This is a genomic window from Lacticaseibacillus pantheris DSM 15945 = JCM 12539 = NBRC 106106, from assembly GCF_001591865.1.
Classification (GTDB): Bacteria; Bacillota; Bacilli; order Lactobacillales; family Lactobacillaceae; genus Lacticaseibacillus; species Lacticaseibacillus pantheris.
This window is the reverse complement of record NZ_BCVS01000047.1, coordinates 1-17,896: the sequence shown is the minus strand read 5'-3', so window position 1 is coordinate 17,896 and position 17,896 is coordinate 1. Positions and strand designations below refer to the sequence as shown.

16 protein-coding genes are annotated in these 17,896 nt (G+C 53.6%); 10 read left to right on the top strand and 6 right to left on the bottom strand.

The window, feature by feature from the left end; translation table 11 throughout:
• Positions 1-152 precede the first annotated feature (152 nt).
• Positions 153-566: a hypothetical protein gene (locus tag LPA02S_RS06460; protein WP_054649718.1), complete on the top strand. Its 414-nt coding sequence runs from the start codon at positions 153-155 to the stop codon at positions 564-566.
• A gap of 37 nt (positions 567-603) precedes the next feature.
• On the opposite strand, the gene LPA02S_RS06455 is transcribed toward LPA02S_RS06460, so the two are convergent.
• Positions 604-3,141, bottom strand: coding sequence for an excinuclease ABC subunit UvrA (locus LPA02S_RS06455; protein ID WP_056956267.1), 2,538 nt, complete (start codon positions 3,139-3,141; stop codon positions 604-606).
• 39 nt (positions 3,142-3,180) lie between these two features.
• On the opposite strand from LPA02S_RS06455, the gene LPA02S_RS06450 reads away from it, so the two are divergent.
• The 9 genes from LPA02S_RS06450 (at position 3,181) to LPA02S_RS06410 (ending at position 11,983) form a co-directional block, all read left to right on the top strand.
• Positions 3,181-3,924 (top strand): nitroreductase family protein, encoded by a 744-nt coding sequence (locus tag LPA02S_RS06450; RefSeq protein WP_054649720.1) that lies wholly within the window; start codon positions 3,181-3,183, stop codon positions 3,922-3,924.
• A gap of 172 nt (positions 3,925-4,096) precedes the next feature.
• Entirely contained in the window at positions 4,097-4,786 is a 690-nt protein-coding gene (locus LPA02S_RS06445; RefSeq protein ID WP_225354982.1) for a response regulator transcription factor, read from the top strand.
• On the top strand, positions 4,783-6,186 hold the full coding sequence (locus LPA02S_RS06440) for a sensor histidine kinase (protein WP_156302067.1): 1,404 nt from the start codon (positions 4,783-4,785) through the stop codon (positions 6,184-6,186). The genes LPA02S_RS06445 and LPA02S_RS06440 overlap by 4 nt, the downstream gene beginning before the upstream one ends.
• 135 nt (positions 6,187-6,321) lie before the next feature.
• Positions 6,322-6,477 (top strand): teichoic acid D-Ala incorporation-associated protein DltX, encoded by a 156-nt coding sequence (locus LPA02S_RS06435; protein WP_061777620.1) that lies wholly within the window; start codon positions 6,322-6,324, stop codon positions 6,475-6,477.
• Positions 6,478-6,560: 83 nt separating this feature from the next.
• A complete protein-coding gene (gene dltA, locus LPA02S_RS06430) occupies positions 6,561-8,075 on the top strand; it encodes a D-alanine--poly(phosphoribitol) ligase subunit DltA (RefSeq protein WP_054649724.1) in 1,515 nt (504 codons plus the stop codon).
• On the top strand, positions 8,072-9,298 hold the full coding sequence (gene dltB, locus LPA02S_RS06425; RefSeq protein ID WP_054649726.1) for a D-alanyl-lipoteichoic acid biosynthesis protein DltB: 1,227 nt from the start codon (positions 8,072-8,074) through the stop codon (positions 9,296-9,298). The genes dltA and dltB overlap by 4 nt, the downstream gene beginning before the upstream one ends.
• 6 nt (positions 9,299-9,304) lie before the next feature.
• Positions 9,305-9,541 carry a D-alanine--poly(phosphoribitol) ligase subunit DltC gene (gene dltC / locus LPA02S_RS06420; protein WP_054649728.1) on the top strand — a complete coding sequence of 79 codons (237 nt, stop codon included), beginning with the start codon at positions 9,305-9,307 and terminating at the stop codon, positions 9,539-9,541.
• Complete coding sequence (gene dltD / locus LPA02S_RS06415) at positions 9,538-10,818, top strand: D-alanyl-lipoteichoic acid biosynthesis protein DltD (protein ID WP_056956264.1); 1,281 nt, start codon at positions 9,538-9,540, stop codon at positions 10,816-10,818. The genes dltC and dltD overlap by 4 nt, the downstream gene beginning before the upstream one ends.
• Entirely contained in the window at positions 10,805-11,983 is a 1,179-nt protein-coding gene (locus LPA02S_RS06410) for a serine hydrolase domain-containing protein (RefSeq protein ID WP_054649730.1), read from the top strand. Before dltD ends, LPA02S_RS06410 begins: the two co-directional genes overlap by 14 nt.
• Before the next feature lie 316 nt (positions 11,984-12,299).
• Here the strand turns inward: LPA02S_RS06410 and LPA02S_RS06405 are convergent, their stop codons facing one another.
• The 5 genes from LPA02S_RS06405 to lexA form a co-directional block, all read right to left on the bottom strand.
• On the bottom strand, positions 12,300-13,109 hold the full coding sequence (locus LPA02S_RS06405; protein ID WP_056956263.1) for an ABC transporter ATP-binding protein: 810 nt from the start codon (positions 13,107-13,109) through the stop codon (positions 12,300-12,302).
• A gap of 1 nt (position 13,110) precedes the next feature.
• On the bottom strand, positions 13,111-14,016 hold the full coding sequence (locus LPA02S_RS06400; protein ID WP_054649774.1) for an ABC transporter permease: 906 nt from the start codon (positions 14,014-14,016) through the stop codon (positions 13,111-13,113).
• Between the two features lie 48 nt (positions 14,017-14,064).
• The gene (locus LPA02S_RS06395) at positions 14,065-15,030 is read right to left on the bottom strand and encodes an ABC transporter substrate-binding protein (RefSeq protein ID WP_056956261.1); all 966 of its coding nucleotides are present in this window, start codon (positions 15,028-15,030) and stop codon (positions 14,065-14,067) included.
• 379 nt (positions 15,031-15,409) lie between these two features.
• Positions 15,410-16,378, bottom strand: coding sequence for an ABC transporter substrate binding protein (locus LPA02S_RS06390; protein ID WP_420835949.1), 969 nt, complete (start codon positions 16,376-16,378; stop codon positions 15,410-15,412).
• A 495-nt stretch (positions 16,379-16,873) separates the two neighbouring features.
• Positions 16,874-17,503: a transcriptional repressor LexA gene (lexA, locus tag LPA02S_RS06385; RefSeq protein ID WP_054649732.1), complete on the bottom strand. Its 630-nt coding sequence runs from the start codon at positions 17,501-17,503 to the stop codon at positions 16,874-16,876.
• Between the last annotated feature and the right edge of the window lie 393 nt (positions 17,504-17,896).

Genomic DNA, 17,896 nt, shown 5'->3' with positions numbered 1-17,896 from the left:
AAGCCCGGGCTTCACCGCCGTAGCAAGTTACACTCCAGTTTCTGAACGCGGGGCTCCGCTCTCTCCAAATATTTAAAACTCATTACAAACTCCCCCAAGCCGTGCGTGTCACCCCAATGTTTGGTACACTTTGCCTTAACGAGGTGAAACAAATGAGTAAACACGCTGCACATACAACTGTCAATAACACTAAAAAGAGCGCCCGGAATATTGTCATCGCCATGATCGTCGTGGCCCTGATTGTCATCACCGGTTGCTGGTACGCCACCACCCCTAGCACCTTCATGGAAAAGTGGAGCACCATCAGCTTCGGCGTCATCTTTACCTTTAGCATCATGGTCCTGACCGTCCTCGATGGCCGTGCCCGCTCCCGTGGCGTACGCTTCCTCGTCGACTGGGTCGGTGGCACCGTCTTGCTGGTGTTAGCGCATGTTTACATGATTGGCATCACCTGGGAATGGAAGTTCCTCGGCTACGGCACCCTAGCAATCGCCATCCTGGCCTTGATTGCCGCCTGGAGCCTCAAACCACTCGCCATCAAGCGTGAATTTGAAGACGCAGAATAATTGAATTGCCGGACGCCCGTACCAATGGGCGTCCTTTTTAGTGCACGTGGAAGTGCTGTCTGTGGGCCGCCAGGTACTGCCCGGTATGGCCACCAGTGCTCATGGCTACCTGGTATGGTGTACCACTCGCAACAATTTGTCCACCTTCGCTGCCACCACCTGGCCCCAGATCCAAAACGTAGTCGGCGTTCGCTAACACGTCGAGGTCGTGTTCGATGGCCAGTACGGTGCCCCCCTGGTCAAGGAGCCGCTGGAACACGCCGAGCAACACCTGCACGTCTAACGGGTGCAAACCAACTGACGGTTCGTCAAAGACGAAGAGGGTACCTTGCTGACTCCGACCCATGTGCGCTGTGAGCTTGAGGCGCTGCGCCTCACCACCAGACAGGGTGGGCGTACTTTCACCCAAATGTAAGTAGCCTAACCCCATGTCGTGCAATGTCTGTAACGTCTTGGCAACCGCGGGGATGTCCGCCAACGTCGTCATGGCGTCATCCACGGACAGGTCGAGGAGGTCAGCAATGCTGTAGCTGTGCCACTTGACGGTGAGGACGTCAGGGTTGAAGCGTCGCCCGCCACAAGTGGGGCAGGTTTGCTGCATGTCCGGCAGGTACTGAATGTCCAAACTGATGACGCCGGTACCGCCACAGGTGGGGCACGCCCCGGCCTTTACGTTGTAAGAAAAGTGGCTCGCGGTATACTGCCGTTCTTTGGCCGCCGGTTGGTCTGCATACAGAACCCGGAGGTTGTCGAGAATGTTAGTGTAGGTAGCAACCGTCGAGCGAATGTTCTTGCCGACCGGCGTGGCGTCAATGGCTACGACCCGCCGTACGCCGCCCCGTTGAACATCGCGTACAAAGCTGGGTGCGGGGTGCGCCTTCGTGGCCGTTAGTGCGGGTACAAGGGCGTCGAAGACCAAAGTAGACTTGCCCGCGCCCGAGAAGCCGCTCACGACGGAGAATTGGTTAACCGGAAAGTCGGCGTGAACGTTGTGCAGGTTGAAGCGATCCGTGACGGTGAGCCCAAAGTGTTTGTGGAAGTCGTCCTCATGGTTGAGCGCCGTGGGCCGCACGACTAGCTGGGCACTGCCATTAAGAAACGGGCCAATGAGTGAGTGGGGCGCAGCAGCAACTGCGTCCGGTGTGCCCTGATTGATCAACCGTCCACCTTCCGCACCTGCCGCTGGTCCAATCTCCAAGACTGTATCGGCAGCATTGATAATGGCGGTGTCGTGGTCCACGACAATCACCGAGTTGCCCTGGTCAACTAGACTGTGCATCACGTCGATTAACCCCTTGACGTTGGCGGGGTGCAAACCAATTGATGGCTCATCGAGAACGTACAGGACGCCGGTTGTCTGGGTGCGCAGGGTCCGGGAAAGTTGAATGCGTTGCAGTTCCCCAGTGGATAAAGAGGCACCGACCCGCGCTAGCGTTAAGTAGCCTAACCCCAGTTCAGTGAGAGGACGCATAATTTGGTCCAATTCACTAATGATGTCCTCAGCGAGCGATTGCATGTCCGCGGGTAACCATGCGTACACGGTGGGGATGAATTTCCGTAGCTCCGTGAGAGTGAGGTCGCTGACCTCCGCGATGTTCTTACCGGCCAGCTGTTGCGTCAACAACTCGACTTTGAACCGTGCCCCGTGACAGGTGGGACACGTGCCAAATTCATAGAAACGGTTAAGGCGCGCAATTGCCCGCTCGTTGGTAGTGGTGGCCATGCTGTCCTCAACGGCGTTAAAGGCGTTCTCGAACTGCGCGTTGTCCATGTGGAAAATCTTGCCGGTTTTGCTCGGGATGTTGATGGCGTACTTTTTCCGTGGCCCGTGCCACACCATGTCCTGTTGTTCTTTGGGAAGGTCTTGAAACGGTACGTCAATATTAATGCCAATTTGCTCAGCCACGATGTGCATGAAGTTCCGTCCGGGTAACCGCCACGACGCCACCGCGCCCTCACGAATAGTTTTCGTGGGGTCGGGGATGAGGCGGTTGGTCGCCAAAGTCTTTGCCTGGCCGGTTCCACCACATGTGGGGCAGGCGCCCGCGGAATTAAAAGCAAAGTCCTCCGCGGAGTACGCCTGGAAGTGGACACCACATACGGGGCAAATAATCTCGCCCATGTGGCTGACGCCGTCATTGGGCCGGTCCATACTTTGCGCAATGCCCAGTGTTGGCGGCACCTGGTGGCCGTTCGGACAGCGGGGTGAACCTAGACGGGAGAACATGAGGCGCACCACGTTGAGTGCCTCAGTTGTGGTCCCCACGGTCGAACGGATTCCTGGCACCACTGGCCGTTGACGCAAAGCAATGGCGCTAGGAATATGCTCGATTGTGTCCACCGCCGCACGACTTGTCTGCCCGAGACGCCGCCGGGTGTACGTCGACAACGCGCTGACGTAACGCCGCATCCCCTCAGCGTAGAGGACGCCCATAGCCAAAGATGATTTACCCGAACCGCTACGGCCGGTTATGGCGACTAGTTGGTGGAGGGGGATGTCAACGTCAACGTTTTTGAGGTTATTGACGTGGGCCCCACGCACGGTGATGTTTTGGGGAATCGTGTTATGATGCATAGATAAACCTTCTAACTATATGAAAGAGTGTGAGTAACTTTGAGTAAAATCGAATCAGCGGCTTTGCAACACCGTTCCGTCCGCCAGTTTGCGGACGTTGCCCTCAGTGAGGAGCAACTACGGACCCTCGAGGCCATTGCCCAGGCAACGGCTACCAGTAAATTTATGCAGCAGTTTAGCCTGATTCGGGTCAGTGACCCGGAATTAAAACGGCAAATTGCGGCCGTAACCACGTATGACTACGTGGCTGGTCCGGGTCAGCTATACGTCTTCGTGCTGGACCAAGCTCGTAACGTGCGGCTCGTTGAGTCTGTTCATGGTGACTTGCACCAGTTAACCAACTGGGACGCGCTGCTGGGCTGCGTTTTCGATGCGACTTTGGCCGCCCAAAATATGGTGGCCGCGGCCGAACGCAGCGGGCTGGGCACGGTCTACCTGGGGAGCGTGCTGAACGACCCGCGGCGGATGATCGAGTTGTTGCACCTGCCCCGCTACACGTTCCCGTTGTTGGGACTCAAAGTGGGGGTGCCCGCCGACGTCCCGGCAATCAAGCCCCGGTGGCCCCGGAGCGCCGTGGTTGGGGTGGACAAGTACCCACATATTGATGCAGAGGCACTACGCGACTATGATACCACTATCAAAAAGTACTACGCTGGCCGGGCCACGAACGCGAAGGATAATACCTACACGCAATACATTCAGCAGCACCTGGTCGATAGTATGCACCACCGCGACGACATTGGGGCAATTTTACGGGCTCAGGGTTTCGACCTACCACAATAAGCGTGACCAAAAGCGAATCAACGCTTACCACTATTAGACAACAAAATGCTAAATTTTGCGTTGAGAATCGCCAAATTACGCCTCAAGTATGATGAGTTTAGCCGTAAATTCGGTATGCTGTTATATGTAGGTAATAATATCGATGACACGCTAGCTATCTGGGGGCAGTGTTTTGAAAAAAATTTTATTGGTGGACGATGAGGACAGCATGATTACCTTTTTGCGTCCCGAATTACAATTTGAAGGTTACGCCGTGGAAGTTGCCAACGACGGGTTAACGGCGTGGGATACGTTCAACCACGATCAATCGAGTATCGACCTGATCATCTTGGACTGGATGTTACCGCGACTGGACGGCCTCGAGGTGATGCGGCGTATTCGCAAAGTGAGCGATATTCCCATCATCATGATGACTGCCCGTGATTATGTGGGCGACCGGGTCGCCGGCCTGGATAACGGCGCCGACGACTACATCACCAAACCGTTTGAGATTGAGGAGTTGTTAGCCCGTATCCGCGTCATTTTGCGGCGCGAGGACCGGCGGGGTGGCAAACGCCAGTTGCAGGTGGCTAACTTGGTGCTGGATACGAAATCCCGGCAGGCAACCGCGGACGGTGTGAGCGTGCAGCTGACCCAACGTGAGGCGGCACTGCTGGCGGTGCTGATGCGCAAAGTCGGTGAGACCATGACGCGCGACGAACTCTTGGACGCGGTTTGGGGTGACAGCTTTGAGGGTCAGGTTAACATTGTAGATGTGTACATTCGTTACCTGCGCACCAAGATGAAGGACTTCGCGGACGTGCCGCGGATTCAGACCATCCGTGGTGTGGGCTACACGTTGCCGAGCGAGGTGACCGCGTGAGGCGCCGCGCACGGCCGACGACTAGTTCGGGGCGGATGGCGCGGGCATACGCCACTTTGCTCATCTCCCTGATGGTGGTGGTCGGATTTGCGACCATTACGGTGGTTGGTATTAACATGGTCCACAGCCGTTACGAGAATACGGCCAACACCATGACGGCCCTGAAGCGCTCCTTCGCGGCGGACGATAAACCCGATTGGGATTATTGGACGGCCACCAGCTCGCTCAATACCAGCACAACGTTTGTCCGCGTGCGGGCCTACCGCGGTGATAAGCACGTCCGGACCTTCTACTCCCGGCATACACGTAGGTTTTTGCGTGACGATTGGCGGAGTGCCCGGCTACTGAAGAACATCAACATCCGTTACCAGAGCAAAGTGGGTGTGTATTACCGGGCGTCATCCTGGAATCAACGTGATGGTGAGGACGTGCATTACGAGATTTGGGTCAGCCTGAATAACGTGTTGGCACTGTTCCGAACGCTGTTTGTGACCATTGTGGGTATCACCATTATGGGGCTGGCGATTGGGATCCCCGTAATTTACGTACTGGCCCGCAAACTCAACGAACCGTTGTTGGGGCTGACCACGGCCGCGCAAAACATTGTTAATGCCGATCAGACTAATTATCAGGAAACGCTGCCGGTTCCGGACACGCCGGATGAAGTGCATAATCTCAGCATTGAGTTTAACCGGCTACTCCAGTCGTTGAACCAACAAGTGTTGCGTAACCGCCAGTTTGTGTCTGACGCGTCGCACGAGCTGCGCACCCCGATTGCGGGCATTCGCGGGCACGTGGCGCTGGTGCAACGGCATGGACGGGACCATCCGGAGATTATTCCCGACTCACTGACTGCGATTGACGGGGAATCACTCAAGATGCAGCACTTGATTGAGAGTTTGTTGCAGCTGTCCCGGATGGATCAGGCAGAGTTGCAGCGGAGCAACGTCGATTTGGTCTCCGTGATTAGCAAAGGTGTGGCGCAACTGCAGCCGCAGGTGTCGCAGACCATCCGGCTACAGGTTCCGGCCCACGCGGAAGCGTACGTCAATGCCGACAGCGTTGACCAGATTTTGTCAGCATTGGTCATGAACGCGCACAAGTACTCGGCTGCTGACTCCGTGATTGACGTGGTGCTACTTGAAACGGGACCTCGCGTGACGTTGATGGTGAGTGATAACGGTGTGGGTATCCCCGACGACGAGAAGCCCAAGGTGTTCGACCGGTTCTACCGGGTGGATTCCTCGCGGTCAAAGAAGGTGGCGGGCACCGGTCTGGGTTTGGCAATCGTACAGAAGATTGTGGAGCTTAATGACGGCGACGTTACGATTGCAGATAACAAGCCACGGGGCACGCGGTTTGTGGTGACGTTACCTGGTAAAAACGAAAACGTTATCTGAGAAATTCTCATCTTAAGTTTAGAACTTATAGGTAGCGGGCTTCGAGAGTATCTCCTTACAATGGAGGTAAGCTCGGAGCCTATTTATTTGGCGCCAAAAACTAGAGCGACGCATTTAACATGACGCGTGAAGAGGGTGACGACAACGCAACGTATTCGGCAGTGGTTGGCACGACCAACCGTTTCGTTTATAGCCCGCACGGTTCTGTACTTACTCATCATGCTGTTGCTGGTGTACTTGTACAGCTACCGGGGGATTAGTAATAGCCATTTTATTTATAACGAATTTTAGTGTGTGACGGCCCCGCCACCGATGTCGATGGTGGTTGCAGCAACGCACACAGTAATTTTACCTAACGAAAAAGGAGCGGCACAATGACAAACATTGTAGCGACCATTGACCAACTGGCGGCCAAGTATCCTAACCGGATTGCCTATGACAACCTGGGTCACATTAACACGTATGGCGAGCTGAAGCAGTATAGTGATGCATTGGCGGACTACATTATGGCCCGCAACTTACCGGCCCAGTCACCCATCATGGTGTACTGTGACCAAACCTTTACCAGCGTAGCCACATTTCTCGGGTGCGTGAAATCCGGGCACCCGTACATTCCCGTGGATACCCACTCGCCCAACGACCGGCTGACCATGATTAACGCGATCGCGCAGCCCAGTCTGGTGATTGCGGTGCAAGATCTGCCGATCGATCTAGACGTGGATACCGTCAGCGCTGTAGCTTTGAAGCTCATTTTGAATACGCCCGACACCCAGGTACGACCACAATACGTGGCTGGTGATGAGACGTTCTACATCATCTTTACGTCCGGGACGACGGGTCAGCCCAAGGGTGTACAGATTAGTCACGATAACCTACAAAGTTTCACTGACTGGATGGCTACCTTTGAGCTCCCCGATACGCCCATCAGCCTCTCGCAGGCGCCGTATTCATTTGACCTGTCCGTGATGGACTTGTACCCGACGTTATTGGCCGGCGGCACGGTGCGCGTGCTGCCACGCGAAACGACGGAAAACTTGAAGGACTTATTCATGGCTTTGCCACAGGTACCCGTCAACGTGTGGGTTTCCACACCATCGTTCATGGACATTTGCTTGATGGAACCCAAGTTTGACGCGGCGCACTATCCCGACCTGACCCACATCTTCTTCTGTGGGGAGGAGCTGACCCACCAGACCGCGGCCAAGGTGCTAGCACGCTTCCCCGATGTGCGGCTGTTTAACACGTACGGGCCCACCGAAGCGACCGTAGCGGTATCCGCAATTCAGGTTACTCAGGCCGTTTTGGATCAATACGACCGGTTGCCGATTGGTTACGCCAAAGCGGATACGCAGATTACACTCGTTCCGGGCACGGAGCGGACGGTTAACGGCCAGACTGAGGGCGAGCTACTGCTTACGGGTCCCAGCGTTTCGCGCGGATACCTCAACCGTCCCGACAAAACCGCGGCGGTGTTTGAGCAAAGTAACGGCCAGCAGTCCTACCATACGGGGGACTTGGGCTTTATTGCGGAGGACGGTCTAGTGTTCTACCGCGGGCGCACCGACTTTCAGATTAAACTCAACGGTTACCGTATCGAGTTGGAAGAGGTGAACCACTTCCTCAACCAGGTGCCGTGGATTGAGCACGGGGTGGCGGTGCCACAGTACGACCGCAACCACAAGGTCCGGCAACTCCTGGCGTACGTAGTGTTGGATGAGGGGCAGTTTGAGGACCACATCAGCGCTACTAAGGCGACCAAGGAGTACTTAGGTAGCCGTATGATGAGCTACATGTTACCGCAGCGGTTTGTATACCGCGACGAGTTACCAATGACCGCTAACGGGAAGGTGGCCATTAAGCAACTAATTGGTGAGGCGAACCCATCATGATTAACGTACAGCCATACGCCAACCCCATGTACTTTGTTTGGCTCGTCCTGGCGCTGATTCCGCTCATGGTGGGCCTGTTCTACGGCCGGCGTTTGCAAATATACGAAGCCATTTTGAGTGCGGCGGTGCTCGTGCTCATCTTTGGCGGCAACAAGTGGCACCAGGGCGTGGCCTTGATTGTGTACATGATCTGGCAGGTCGTCCTGGTGCAGGTATATGCGCGTTATCGTCGGCAGCATAACGCTACGTGGGTGTTTATCGTTACCGTAATCGTCAGCATCATCCCGTTGGTGCTGGTCAAGTTAACCCCAGCGATTACTGGAGGGCACAACTCGTGGTGGGGCTTCCTGGGTGTCAGTTACCTATCGTTTAAGGCCGTCCAGGTCATTATGGAATTACGTGACGCAACCATTAAAACGATGCCTATTTGGGACTTTGTGCGGTTCCTGTTGTTCTTCCCTACAGTTTCGTCGGGACCGATTGACCGATTCCGCCGCTTCCAGAAGGATTACACCGAGGCGCCGAGCCAGTCCGACTACCTGTATATGGTGGGCAAAGGGGTGCACAGCATCTTCTTGGGCCTGCTGTACAAGTTTGTGCTTGGCTACCTCTTTGGTTCGGTCATGCTGCCGTCCGTGGCGCAAGCGGCACTGGCGCAGCGAGGTGCATTCTTTGGCCTCGGATTATCGTGGCCGCTCGTCGGTTATATGTATGTGTACAGCATGTATTTGTTCTTCGACTTTGCGGGCTACAGCCTGTTCGCCGTCGGGGTCAGCAACCTTATGGGCATCGACACGCCGGTGAACTTTAACCAGCCGTTTAGGGCCCTGAACATCAAGGACTTTTGGAACCGTTGGCACATGACCCTATCGTTCTGGTTCCGCGACTTTGTGTTTATGCGGACAACCTTCTTCATCATGAAGCATAAGTTGGTGAAGAACCGCGTGCACGTGTCACAGGTTGCTTACCTGGTGAACTTTCTGATCATGGGCTTCTGGCACGGTGTGACTTGGTATTACATCGTGTACGGCCTGTTCCATGCCGGCGCGATTATCATTAACGATATCTGGCTGCGGTACAAGAAACGACATCGCAAGCAACTACCGCACAACCGCTGGACCCAGGCTTTAGCCATCGTGGTGACGTTTAACGTCGTCTGCTTCAGCTTCTTAATATTCTCAGGATTCTTAAATACACTTTGGTTTACACACGGAATGAGGTAAATAATAATGGATGCAAAGGCAACAGTTTTAGCAATTTTAGAGGACTTAACGGGTGAAGACGTGAGTGGTGACATGAACGTTAACCTCTTTGATACGGCGTTGATGGACTCCATGGACACCGTCCAACTGGTGTTGGAACTAACCAACCAGCTGGATATCGATATTCCCGTTTCTGAATTCGACCGGTCACAGTGGGACACGCCACAGAAGATTGTTGACCAGGTTGAGGCCAAGCTACAATGAGTAGCCGGCGCAAGTTATGGCACATTCTCGGCCCGGTCATTATTGCCGGTGCCTTGCTGGCGGGTGGCCTCGTCATACCGTGGCATTATGGTCCCTTGAGCCAGTCCACGGTTAATCGCGCCGCCGTGTCGATGTCGCCCGACGTGTTCTTGGGTGAACGCATCAAACGGCAGGCAGTGAGCGAGGGGTACGTACCGTTTATGGGGTCCTCAGAGTTATCCCGCATGGATCCGTTGCACCCGTCCGTGTTGGCGACGAAGTACAAGCGTAATTACCGGCCGCTCCTCATGGGGGCACCAGGTACGCAGTCGTTGACCCAGTTTTTGAGCAGCCAGACTCTGTTAGCGCATAAGGCCCCCAGCAAAGTGGTGTTTATCGTGTCCCCACAGTGGTTCACGCCCAAGGGACAACAGGCATCCGCGTTTGACTACTATTATTCACCTTTGGATACGATTGTTTGGTTACAGCATGCACACAACACCGCTGCAAACCGTTATGCGGCTCAACGCATCTTGAGTATGCCCTCCGGTAAGAACGGCGGGGTGATTGCAGATGCGCTACTGCGTATTGCGGCTGGGCAAAAGTTGACCACGAACCAGCGGCGGTTACTGGCTATCCGCCGACAAATATTAACCAATGAGGATGCACTATTCTCGCGGTTCCAGCTGCGGAATAACTTGCCGCGGATTGATAAGGCTGCCAAGCAGTTACCCGCTCACGATAACGTGCAGGAGTTAACGCAGCGGGCCAACGAGCTGGGCAAGGCCGGTACTCGGGGCAACGAGTTGGGCATCGACAGCCACTTTTTCCGTGAGCGCTTGGGGCACGGTCAGTTGGGCAGACTACGTGGGAGCCAGAGCGGCTACGATTACCGGCAGTCGCCGGAGTATAGTGACCTCGAACTTGTGCTAAACCAGTTTGCCGAGCATAACACCCAGGTTCTGTTTGTCATTCCGCCGGTTAACGGCCGCTGGGCGCGGTACACGGGACTATCCCAAAGCATGATGCAGCAGACCGTGGCTAAGATTAAGTACCAATTGTCTTCCCAAGGTTTCAATCACGTACTCGATTTGAGCCGTGATGGTGATGAGCAATACTTTATGCAGGACACGATTCACTTAGGTTGGCGCGGCTGGCTGGCAGTGGATGGGGCGGTGAAACCGTTCTTGGAACAGAAACAGGTTGAGCCGCAATACAACATTCAAAATCGCTTCCTGACGAAGACCTGGCAGCAGACGCTGTCACCGACGGGGGTGGGCGTAAATGGGCGGCAGTAAACGGTGGTTTATTACCCTGTGGAGCATTATTGTAGTGCTGCTGGCCATTGACGGCGCACTGATAATTCGGCACCAGTTAGTTCATCATGACCTACGCACCAGTCAGCGGAGTAAAAGCAAAGCCGGCGCGCAACCGACAGCCAGCCGTCTGTACGGCTACACGCAGTCGGCTGCCGCCAACCAATTGTTGGTTGCCAAGCTGAAACCAATGTCCTTTTCTGGCACCGCCATTATTGTGCAGAATGGCCACGTGGTTGGTCAGTACAGTCACGGGATGGCCGATGATGGTAAGGGTGTGAAGAACAGTCCCAACGTCAGTTATGAAATTGATTCGGTGCAGAAGAATCTGACGGCGGCGTTAGTGATGCGCACGATTCGTTCGGGCAAGCTGTCGTTTAACAGTCACCTGAGCGACTTTTACCCGCAGATTCCTGGTAGTCAGGACATTACGATTCGGCAGATGTTGGACATGACGTCGGGGCTGAGTGCACCGGACTCGTTACACACTCCGAATAAAGATATGAGTGACGCAGAGGTGGTTCAAAGTGCGATTGAGAGCCTAAAATATAATGCTATGCAGCATGGCAAATGGTCGTATCAGCCGGTCAACTTTACGTTGCTGGCAGGCATTATTGAAAGGGTAACGCGAAAAAGTTATGCTGATTTGTTTATGCAAACAATAGCGCGGCCGTTGGGGTTAAAAGGCACACACATGGCCGATGCGACCTTAACGGGGCAAAGTAGTGCACAAGGTTATAATACGTCCAGTCCAGAAGACTATTCTAAGCCATATAAAATGTTAAAGGGGCAGATACAAAGTGAATTAGGCACAGGTCAAATATTCATGACACCTGGTGACTTATACCGTATCGAGAGTAGTCTGTTAAATGGTAAGTTGCTTAGTGCAGGCGAATCGCAAGCATTGTACGGTCCTCGTGATAGCGTGATGTATAGCGGTGGCTACTATCATGACGGCACGAATTATCTGTACGCTAATGGGTACGGATATGGTTTTGAAGCATTTGTTCGGATCACGCCAGATGGTAAGAATGCGGTCGTTGTTATGTGTAATAAAACGTTGCCGTACGATCAAATTAAGGCGGCTATTGACGGCGTCGTCCAGTGGTGGCTAGTCCAGAAGCACGACGGTGACGTGATTCAGTAGATTGATTTAGCCAAAGTTAACTGCATAAACAGAAAATGGTGTCCTCACCCTAACCGGTGGAATCTGGTTAGCACGAGGACACCATTTTTGTTTTGGTTGATGTGGATGTGGGCAAGACTTTAATCAGTTAATACGTTTCAGTAACTAGTTTGTGCATGACTGGGTGGACGTAGTTGGAGGGGGTGAACGGTGGCCGCTGTTTGGGGCTTGAATTCGCGCCGGAAACCGCGGGGGTTATGCGGTTGTAGTCTTCGCCCTGGCAGCGGCCACCGTTCGCCGCCTCCAACGTAGTACGCCAAGTCAGGCACAAACGGCGTTAGCTCAACAATACTGCGTCATCGGTGAGCTCGGTGCCGCTCTGCTGTTTGAACAGCTCGAGCAAGTCTGGCACCGTCAGGCCGGCCTTTTCATCTCCTTGAATATCCACCACGATGCGCCCGTGATCCAACATGACCAACCGGTTGCCGTACTTGAGGGCGTCGGCCATGTTGTGGGTAATCATCAGGGTGGTCAGGTGCTGCTCCTGCACGATTTTGTCGGTTAGTTCCATAACGGTGGCACTGGTCTGCGGGTCCAAAGCCGCCGTATGCTCATCCAGTAGTAGGAGGGAAGGCTGCAGGATGGTCGCCATTAACAGCGTGACTGCTTGCCGTTGCCCACCGGATAGTAGACCAATTTCCGCACCCAGCCGGTCTTCAAGGCCCAGGCCGAGGCTGGTCAGCTTTGCTTTGAACAACTGGCGCTCGTTGTGCTTCACACCGCGCGTCCAGAAGTTGCGCCAACTACCGCGCTTGAGGGCGAGGGAGAGGTTCTCCTCCACCGTTAGCAGCGTGGCCGTACCCTGCTTGGGGTCCTGGAATACCCGGCTGATGAGTTTTGCGCGCTTGTTCACGTTCTGGTAGGTGACGTCCTGGCCGTCAATCTTAACCTGCCCGTAATTCACGGGGAGTGACCCCGCTACGCTGTTCAACAGTGTGGACTTACCGGCCCCGTTACCACCAATGATGGCCACAAAGTCGCCTTGGTTCAGTGTGAGGTTGATGTCCTTGAGCGCGTGGTTTTCGTTTGGCGTACCCTTTTCAAAGTACTGGTGTAGGTGCTTGACCTCTAAAACTGCCTTGCTCATATTAATCATCCTCCTTCATGGACTTACTGTTCTTCCGCCGTTGCTGCATTTGGCCGACTTTCTTTTGGACCAAAGGCAGGGACAGGAAGAGCGTCAGCATCAATGCGTAGAACAGGCGGAGGGCGTTGGCGTCAACACCCAGCTCCAACACGATGGCGATAATAAGTCGGTAAATGATGGCACCGACAATGATGGTCAGCAGACGTTTGCCAAAGCTGATGTTACGCAACAGGATTTCGGCAATGATGATACCAGCCAGGGCAATAACAATGGTACCAATCCCCATGGACACATCCGCATAGCCGTTAGTTTGGGCCATGAGGGAACCAGATAGGGCAATCAGACCGTTACTAATCATGTAGACAATAATCTTCATGGCGTCGGCGTTAATACCGTTGGCGGCGGACATGTCCTCGTTGTTACCCACGGCACGAGCAGCCAACCCCATTTCGGTGTTGAAGAATGCCACCAGCAGGATAATTACAATGGCAATAACGACACCGCCGACTACGATGGTGGTGGTCGTGCTATCGCCAATACTGATCATGCTAAAGACGGTCTTCATGGCCCCAGTCAAGGGAACGTTGGCCATGCCCATGACGAAGAGGTTAACCGAGTACAACCCGGTCATGGTTAAAATCCCTGATAGCAGGTCGGGAATGTGCAACTTTGTGGTCATGATACCTGAGACCCACCCGGCGAGTGCCCCGCCGGCAGCGCCCATAAGCGTTGCCACGACGGGATTAGTGCCCTGCGTGATGGCGTGGGCGGTGATTGCGGCCCCCAAAGGGAAACTACCCTCGGCGGTCATGTCGGCAATATCCAGAATGCGGAATGTTAGGTACACCCCAATTGCCATGATGGCCCACAGGAAGCCCTGCGCCACACTTGATGTCAGAATATCGATGTCCATAATGATTAACCTCTCTCTGTTGGTGCGAATTGGTGGAACGGATTACTTCAGCGTTGATGCATCAATGTTGAAGAGTTTCATGCGCTTAGCGTCAGTGACGAGTTCAGTTTTGGCTGGCTTTTCTACTGCCAGGTCCTTGACCTTCTTGCCCTTGATAATCTTGACGGCCATCTTGGCGGTCTGGCGGCCTAATTCCTTGTAGCTAATCCCGCGGGTGGCAACCCCAGCCTTTTTGATCATCGTTGCGTCGGCGGTTACAACCGGTACCTTGGCGGATTCAGTGACTTTGCCGATAGTGTTCATAGCCGCGGCACAAACGTTATCGGTGGGGATGTACATGGCGTCGGATTGCTTGGCCAAAGCCGCAGCCGTCTGCTGAACGTCGTTGGTAGTGGCGACCGTCTTTTCAACGGGCGTCAGGCCCAGAGACTTAATGACCTTCTTAGCGGTTTTAATCTGTACGACGGAGTTTTCCTCGGCCGCGTTGTAGAGCAGACCAATCTTCTTGGCCTTCGGGAACATTTTGTGTAGCAGTTTAATTTGCGCGGCGGTGTCAACCTTATCGGTCACCCCGGTAGCGTTGGTATCGGGATGGGTGACGTTGGTGACCAAGCCCGCCGACTTAGGGTCGGTGACGGCCGTGAAGAGCATTGGCGTTTTGCTATCCTGCTTTTGCAGTGCCTGAGCAGCCGGGGTGGCAATGGCTAGGTTTAGCACGTTTTTGTCCTTCTGCAACTGCTGACTCATGGTTTTCAGATTACTTTGGTCGCCCTGAGCGTTAACGTAGTCAATCTTCAGGTTCTTGCCATCCTTGTAGCCTTCCTTGGCTAGTTCCTGCTCAAAACCCTTGCGCGCATCATCCAGCGCGCTTTGGCTAACCAGCTGCAGGACACCGATTTTCACGGTTTTGTCACTGCTACTGGAACTACTATTCTTGCCACAGGCGGCCAGCAGGGTAACTGCGGTCAAAGTGGCGGCGACGGCGATAATTTGTTTGAACTTCTTCATGTTGATTCCCTCCCAGGAAAGTAAAATGACCGGTCACGTGGTGCAATGCGTCCACGTGGCCGGCCAGTTATCTCTTCCGGAAGATAGAAAACGCCACGTGTTCGAATTGCTTCGATCCATGTGGCGGTTGTAAGCATTATAAATTGCTACGGCCATCATGGATACAAACCAGCTGGTTTGCATCCATGATGCAAACCGCTAACTGTAATAGCCGTAGTAATACGCGTTATTCAAGTTGATGCGTCGAATGTTAGACATAAGCGACACTCCTTGATAGCAGTTTTTATTACAGGGCTAAGAATATCCTCATTGGATTTTAAAGTCAACATGTTTTTGATCGGTCAGTGGTAATTTGGTCGGCTGTAACCGGTGACGCGCCTTATTTGACGCGGCTTACAGGAATGTTCAATTTTTTCATCATGTTCCGGTTAACCACGACGCTCACCTTGTCTGGAGACTCAACGGCTAGTTGCTTAGGCGTCTTGCCCTTAATGATTTTGAGTGCCATCTTGGCAGTTTGGCGACCGAGTTCCTTGTAGCTGATACCGTTTGTGGCGGTACCACCAGCTTGGACCATCGTGCTAGCAGCGGCAACTACAGGGGTCTTGGTAGCAACCGAGACTTTACCCACGGTAGCCATGGCTGCGGCTACCGTGTTATCAGCGGGTACGTAGATGGCGTCGACTTGCTTGGCGAGTACCTGTGTCGTCTGGGAAACGTCGTTGGTGGACGCGACTGTCTTGGTGACCACCTTGAGCCCTTGAGCCTTCAGCGCAGTCTTAGCGAGTTTAATTTGCATCACGGAGTTGGCCTCAGCGGCGTTGTAGAGCAGGCCCACAGTTTTGGCCTTTGGAACCAGCTTCTTCAGCAATTTAATTTGCCCGGCTACGTTAACCATGTCGGTGACACCAGTGGCATTCTTGTCGGGGTGTTTCAAGTTAGTGGCCAGGCCAGCGGACTTAGGATCAGTGATGGCGGTGAACAGGAGCGGTGTCTTGCTGTCGGCCTGCTGCATGGACTGTGCGGCCGAGGTCGCAATAGCTAGGTTCAAAGTGTTCTTATCTTTGGCCAACCGCTGCGACATGGTTTTCAAGTTACTCTGGTCGCCCTGAGCGTTGAGGTAATCTAGCTTGAGGTTTTTGCCCTCTTTGTATCCGTGCTTAGCCAATTCGGCGACGAACCCTTTGCGGGCATCGTCCAAAGCTGTTTGATTAATCTGCTGCAAAATTCCAATTTTAATCGTTTTATCGGTGGTCGCGGCCTTGGCTGTGCTCTTGCCGCAAGCAGCCAGCAGGGCAATTGACGCAACCGCAACGGCAGTACTAATTACTTTGGTTAACTTCTTCATCATGTATTCCTCCAGAATGTTTGGTACGGGTTGTTGAACCCATTAACAGAAAATGGCCAGCCACAGGACGATTTTCATCCATGTGGCTGGCCATTAGTTTTTCCGGAAAAACAAAATCGCCACATGGATGAATGTTAATCCATGTGGCGAGTCGATGACGTGCTTAAGAACTTCGGCCTCATGGATGTGAACCAGGCGCGGTTCACATCCAACGTGTGAACCGCTATCCGAAAAAGCCGAAGAAAAAGTTATTCAGTTGTGTCTGTGTATGTTGATGCATAATGTGACCTCCTGAACGGGTAGCGGGTAACAACTTGTTGAACCTAGGTTATAACGTCGCGGGGACTGTGTCAACATCTTTTTTTAATATTGTGTGTAGCAAAATCTCATTGATGCTAATTAGCGCAGAGGCTTGCCGCTTGGACGCGGTCCTTGAAGGCGCAAGCAGGGACCAAAAAGTGACGCGTTGTCTGCGCGCCACTACGGTTGAGAAAGTTATTCTAGTTCATCGCGATAAAGCCCTACGACCAGTCCCAAAATGGTCACCGTGTCGAAGTACATATCGGCCATAGTATCATTTTCAGGGTGGAGTCGTACCCGACCAGATTCACGGTAGAAACGCTTAACGGTGGCCTCATCATCTTCGGTCATTGCGACCACCACTTGACCGTTTTCAGCTTCACTTTGCTTACGCACAATGAGCTTATCACCATTGAGAATGCCCATCTTGATCATGGATTCACCCTGGACGCGCAACATGAACAGCTCATCCTCGGCGTAGTTCAGTCCTGTGGGGATGGGGAAGTAATCCTCAATGTTTTGCGTGGCGGTGATGGGCACACCAGCCGCAACGGTACCAACGAGGGGGATACCCTTTTCTGGGGACATACCAATGTAGTCGTAACCGGCGGGAGTGAGCTCCAAAGTGCGGGGCTTAGATGGATCCTTGGCAATGAGTTGAGCTGCCAGTAATTTTTGGAGGTAGGCCGCAACGGTTGATGAGGAACTCAAACCAACCGCCTCACCGATTTCACGAACGGTCGGTGGGTAGCCACGGTTAGAAATAGAGTCGTTGATGCTCGTGAGTATTTGTACCCACCGTTTCTTGACGGTCTGCTCAGCCATATTTATGTGTCCCCCTGTTTGTTTCTTGTCTCCAAGATAGCATGACGAACACGTGTTTGCAAGCGGTATAGCAACATTTTCGGCGGATTTAAGGTTATTAATGGTGATAATTTGTTCGCTAGGCGATGCTTGGCCCAATTTGGTTGTCTACGGCGTCGGCTGGATAGATGAGCTTCGGCATAGGTGGGGGACTAGGGTGAAGGAGTAGGTGGTTACGAACACGCGGGTGGCCTTTGGGAATGCGGCTTACGTGCCCTCCGTCCCAAAGGCCATTCGCGGGTTCTCGTCAATTTGGTGGTAATCTTGGTAAACGGTCTAGCTTAGTCCTCCTACACAAACTGAACAAGTGGGGACTACTTATGCTCTGCTTTTTAACCGAGTTGCTCTACTCTG

Coding starts and splice junctions, on each gene's coding strand:
- LPA02S_RS06460 (WP_054649718.1), top strand. CDS start 153: ATGAGTAAACACGCTGCACATACAACTGTCAATAACACTAAAAAGAGC.
- LPA02S_RS06455 (WP_056956267.1), bottom strand. CDS start 3,141: ATGCATCATAACACGATTCCCCAAAACATCACCGTGCGTGGGGCCCAC.
- dltA (WP_054649724.1), top strand. CDS start 6,561: ATGACAAACATTGTAGCGACCATTGACCAACTGGCGGCCAAGTATCCT.
- dltB (WP_054649726.1), top strand. CDS start 8,072: ATGATTAACGTACAGCCATACGCCAACCCCATGTACTTTGTTTGGCTC.
- dltC (WP_054649728.1), top strand. CDS start 9,305: ATGGATGCAAAGGCAACAGTTTTAGCAATTTTAGAGGACTTAACGGGT.
- dltD (WP_056956264.1), top strand. CDS start 9,538: ATGAGTAGCCGGCGCAAGTTATGGCACATTCTCGGCCCGGTCATTATT.
- LPA02S_RS06410 (WP_054649730.1), top strand. CDS start 10,805: ATGGGCGGCAGTAAACGGTGGTTTATTACCCTGTGGAGCATTATTGTA.
- LPA02S_RS06405 (WP_056956263.1), bottom strand. CDS start 13,109: ATGAGCAAGGCAGTTTTAGAGGTCAAGCACCTACACCAGTACTTTGAA.
- LPA02S_RS06395 (WP_056956261.1), bottom strand. CDS start 15,030: ATGAAGAAGTTCAAACAAATTATCGCCGTCGCCGCCACTTTGACCGCA.
- LPA02S_RS06390 (WP_420835949.1), bottom strand. CDS start 16,378: ATGAAGAAGTTAACCAAAGTAATTAGTACTGCCGTTGCGGTTGCGTCA.
- lexA (WP_054649732.1), bottom strand. CDS start 17,503: ATGGCTGAGCAGACCGTCAAGAAACGGTGGGTACAAATACTCACGAGC.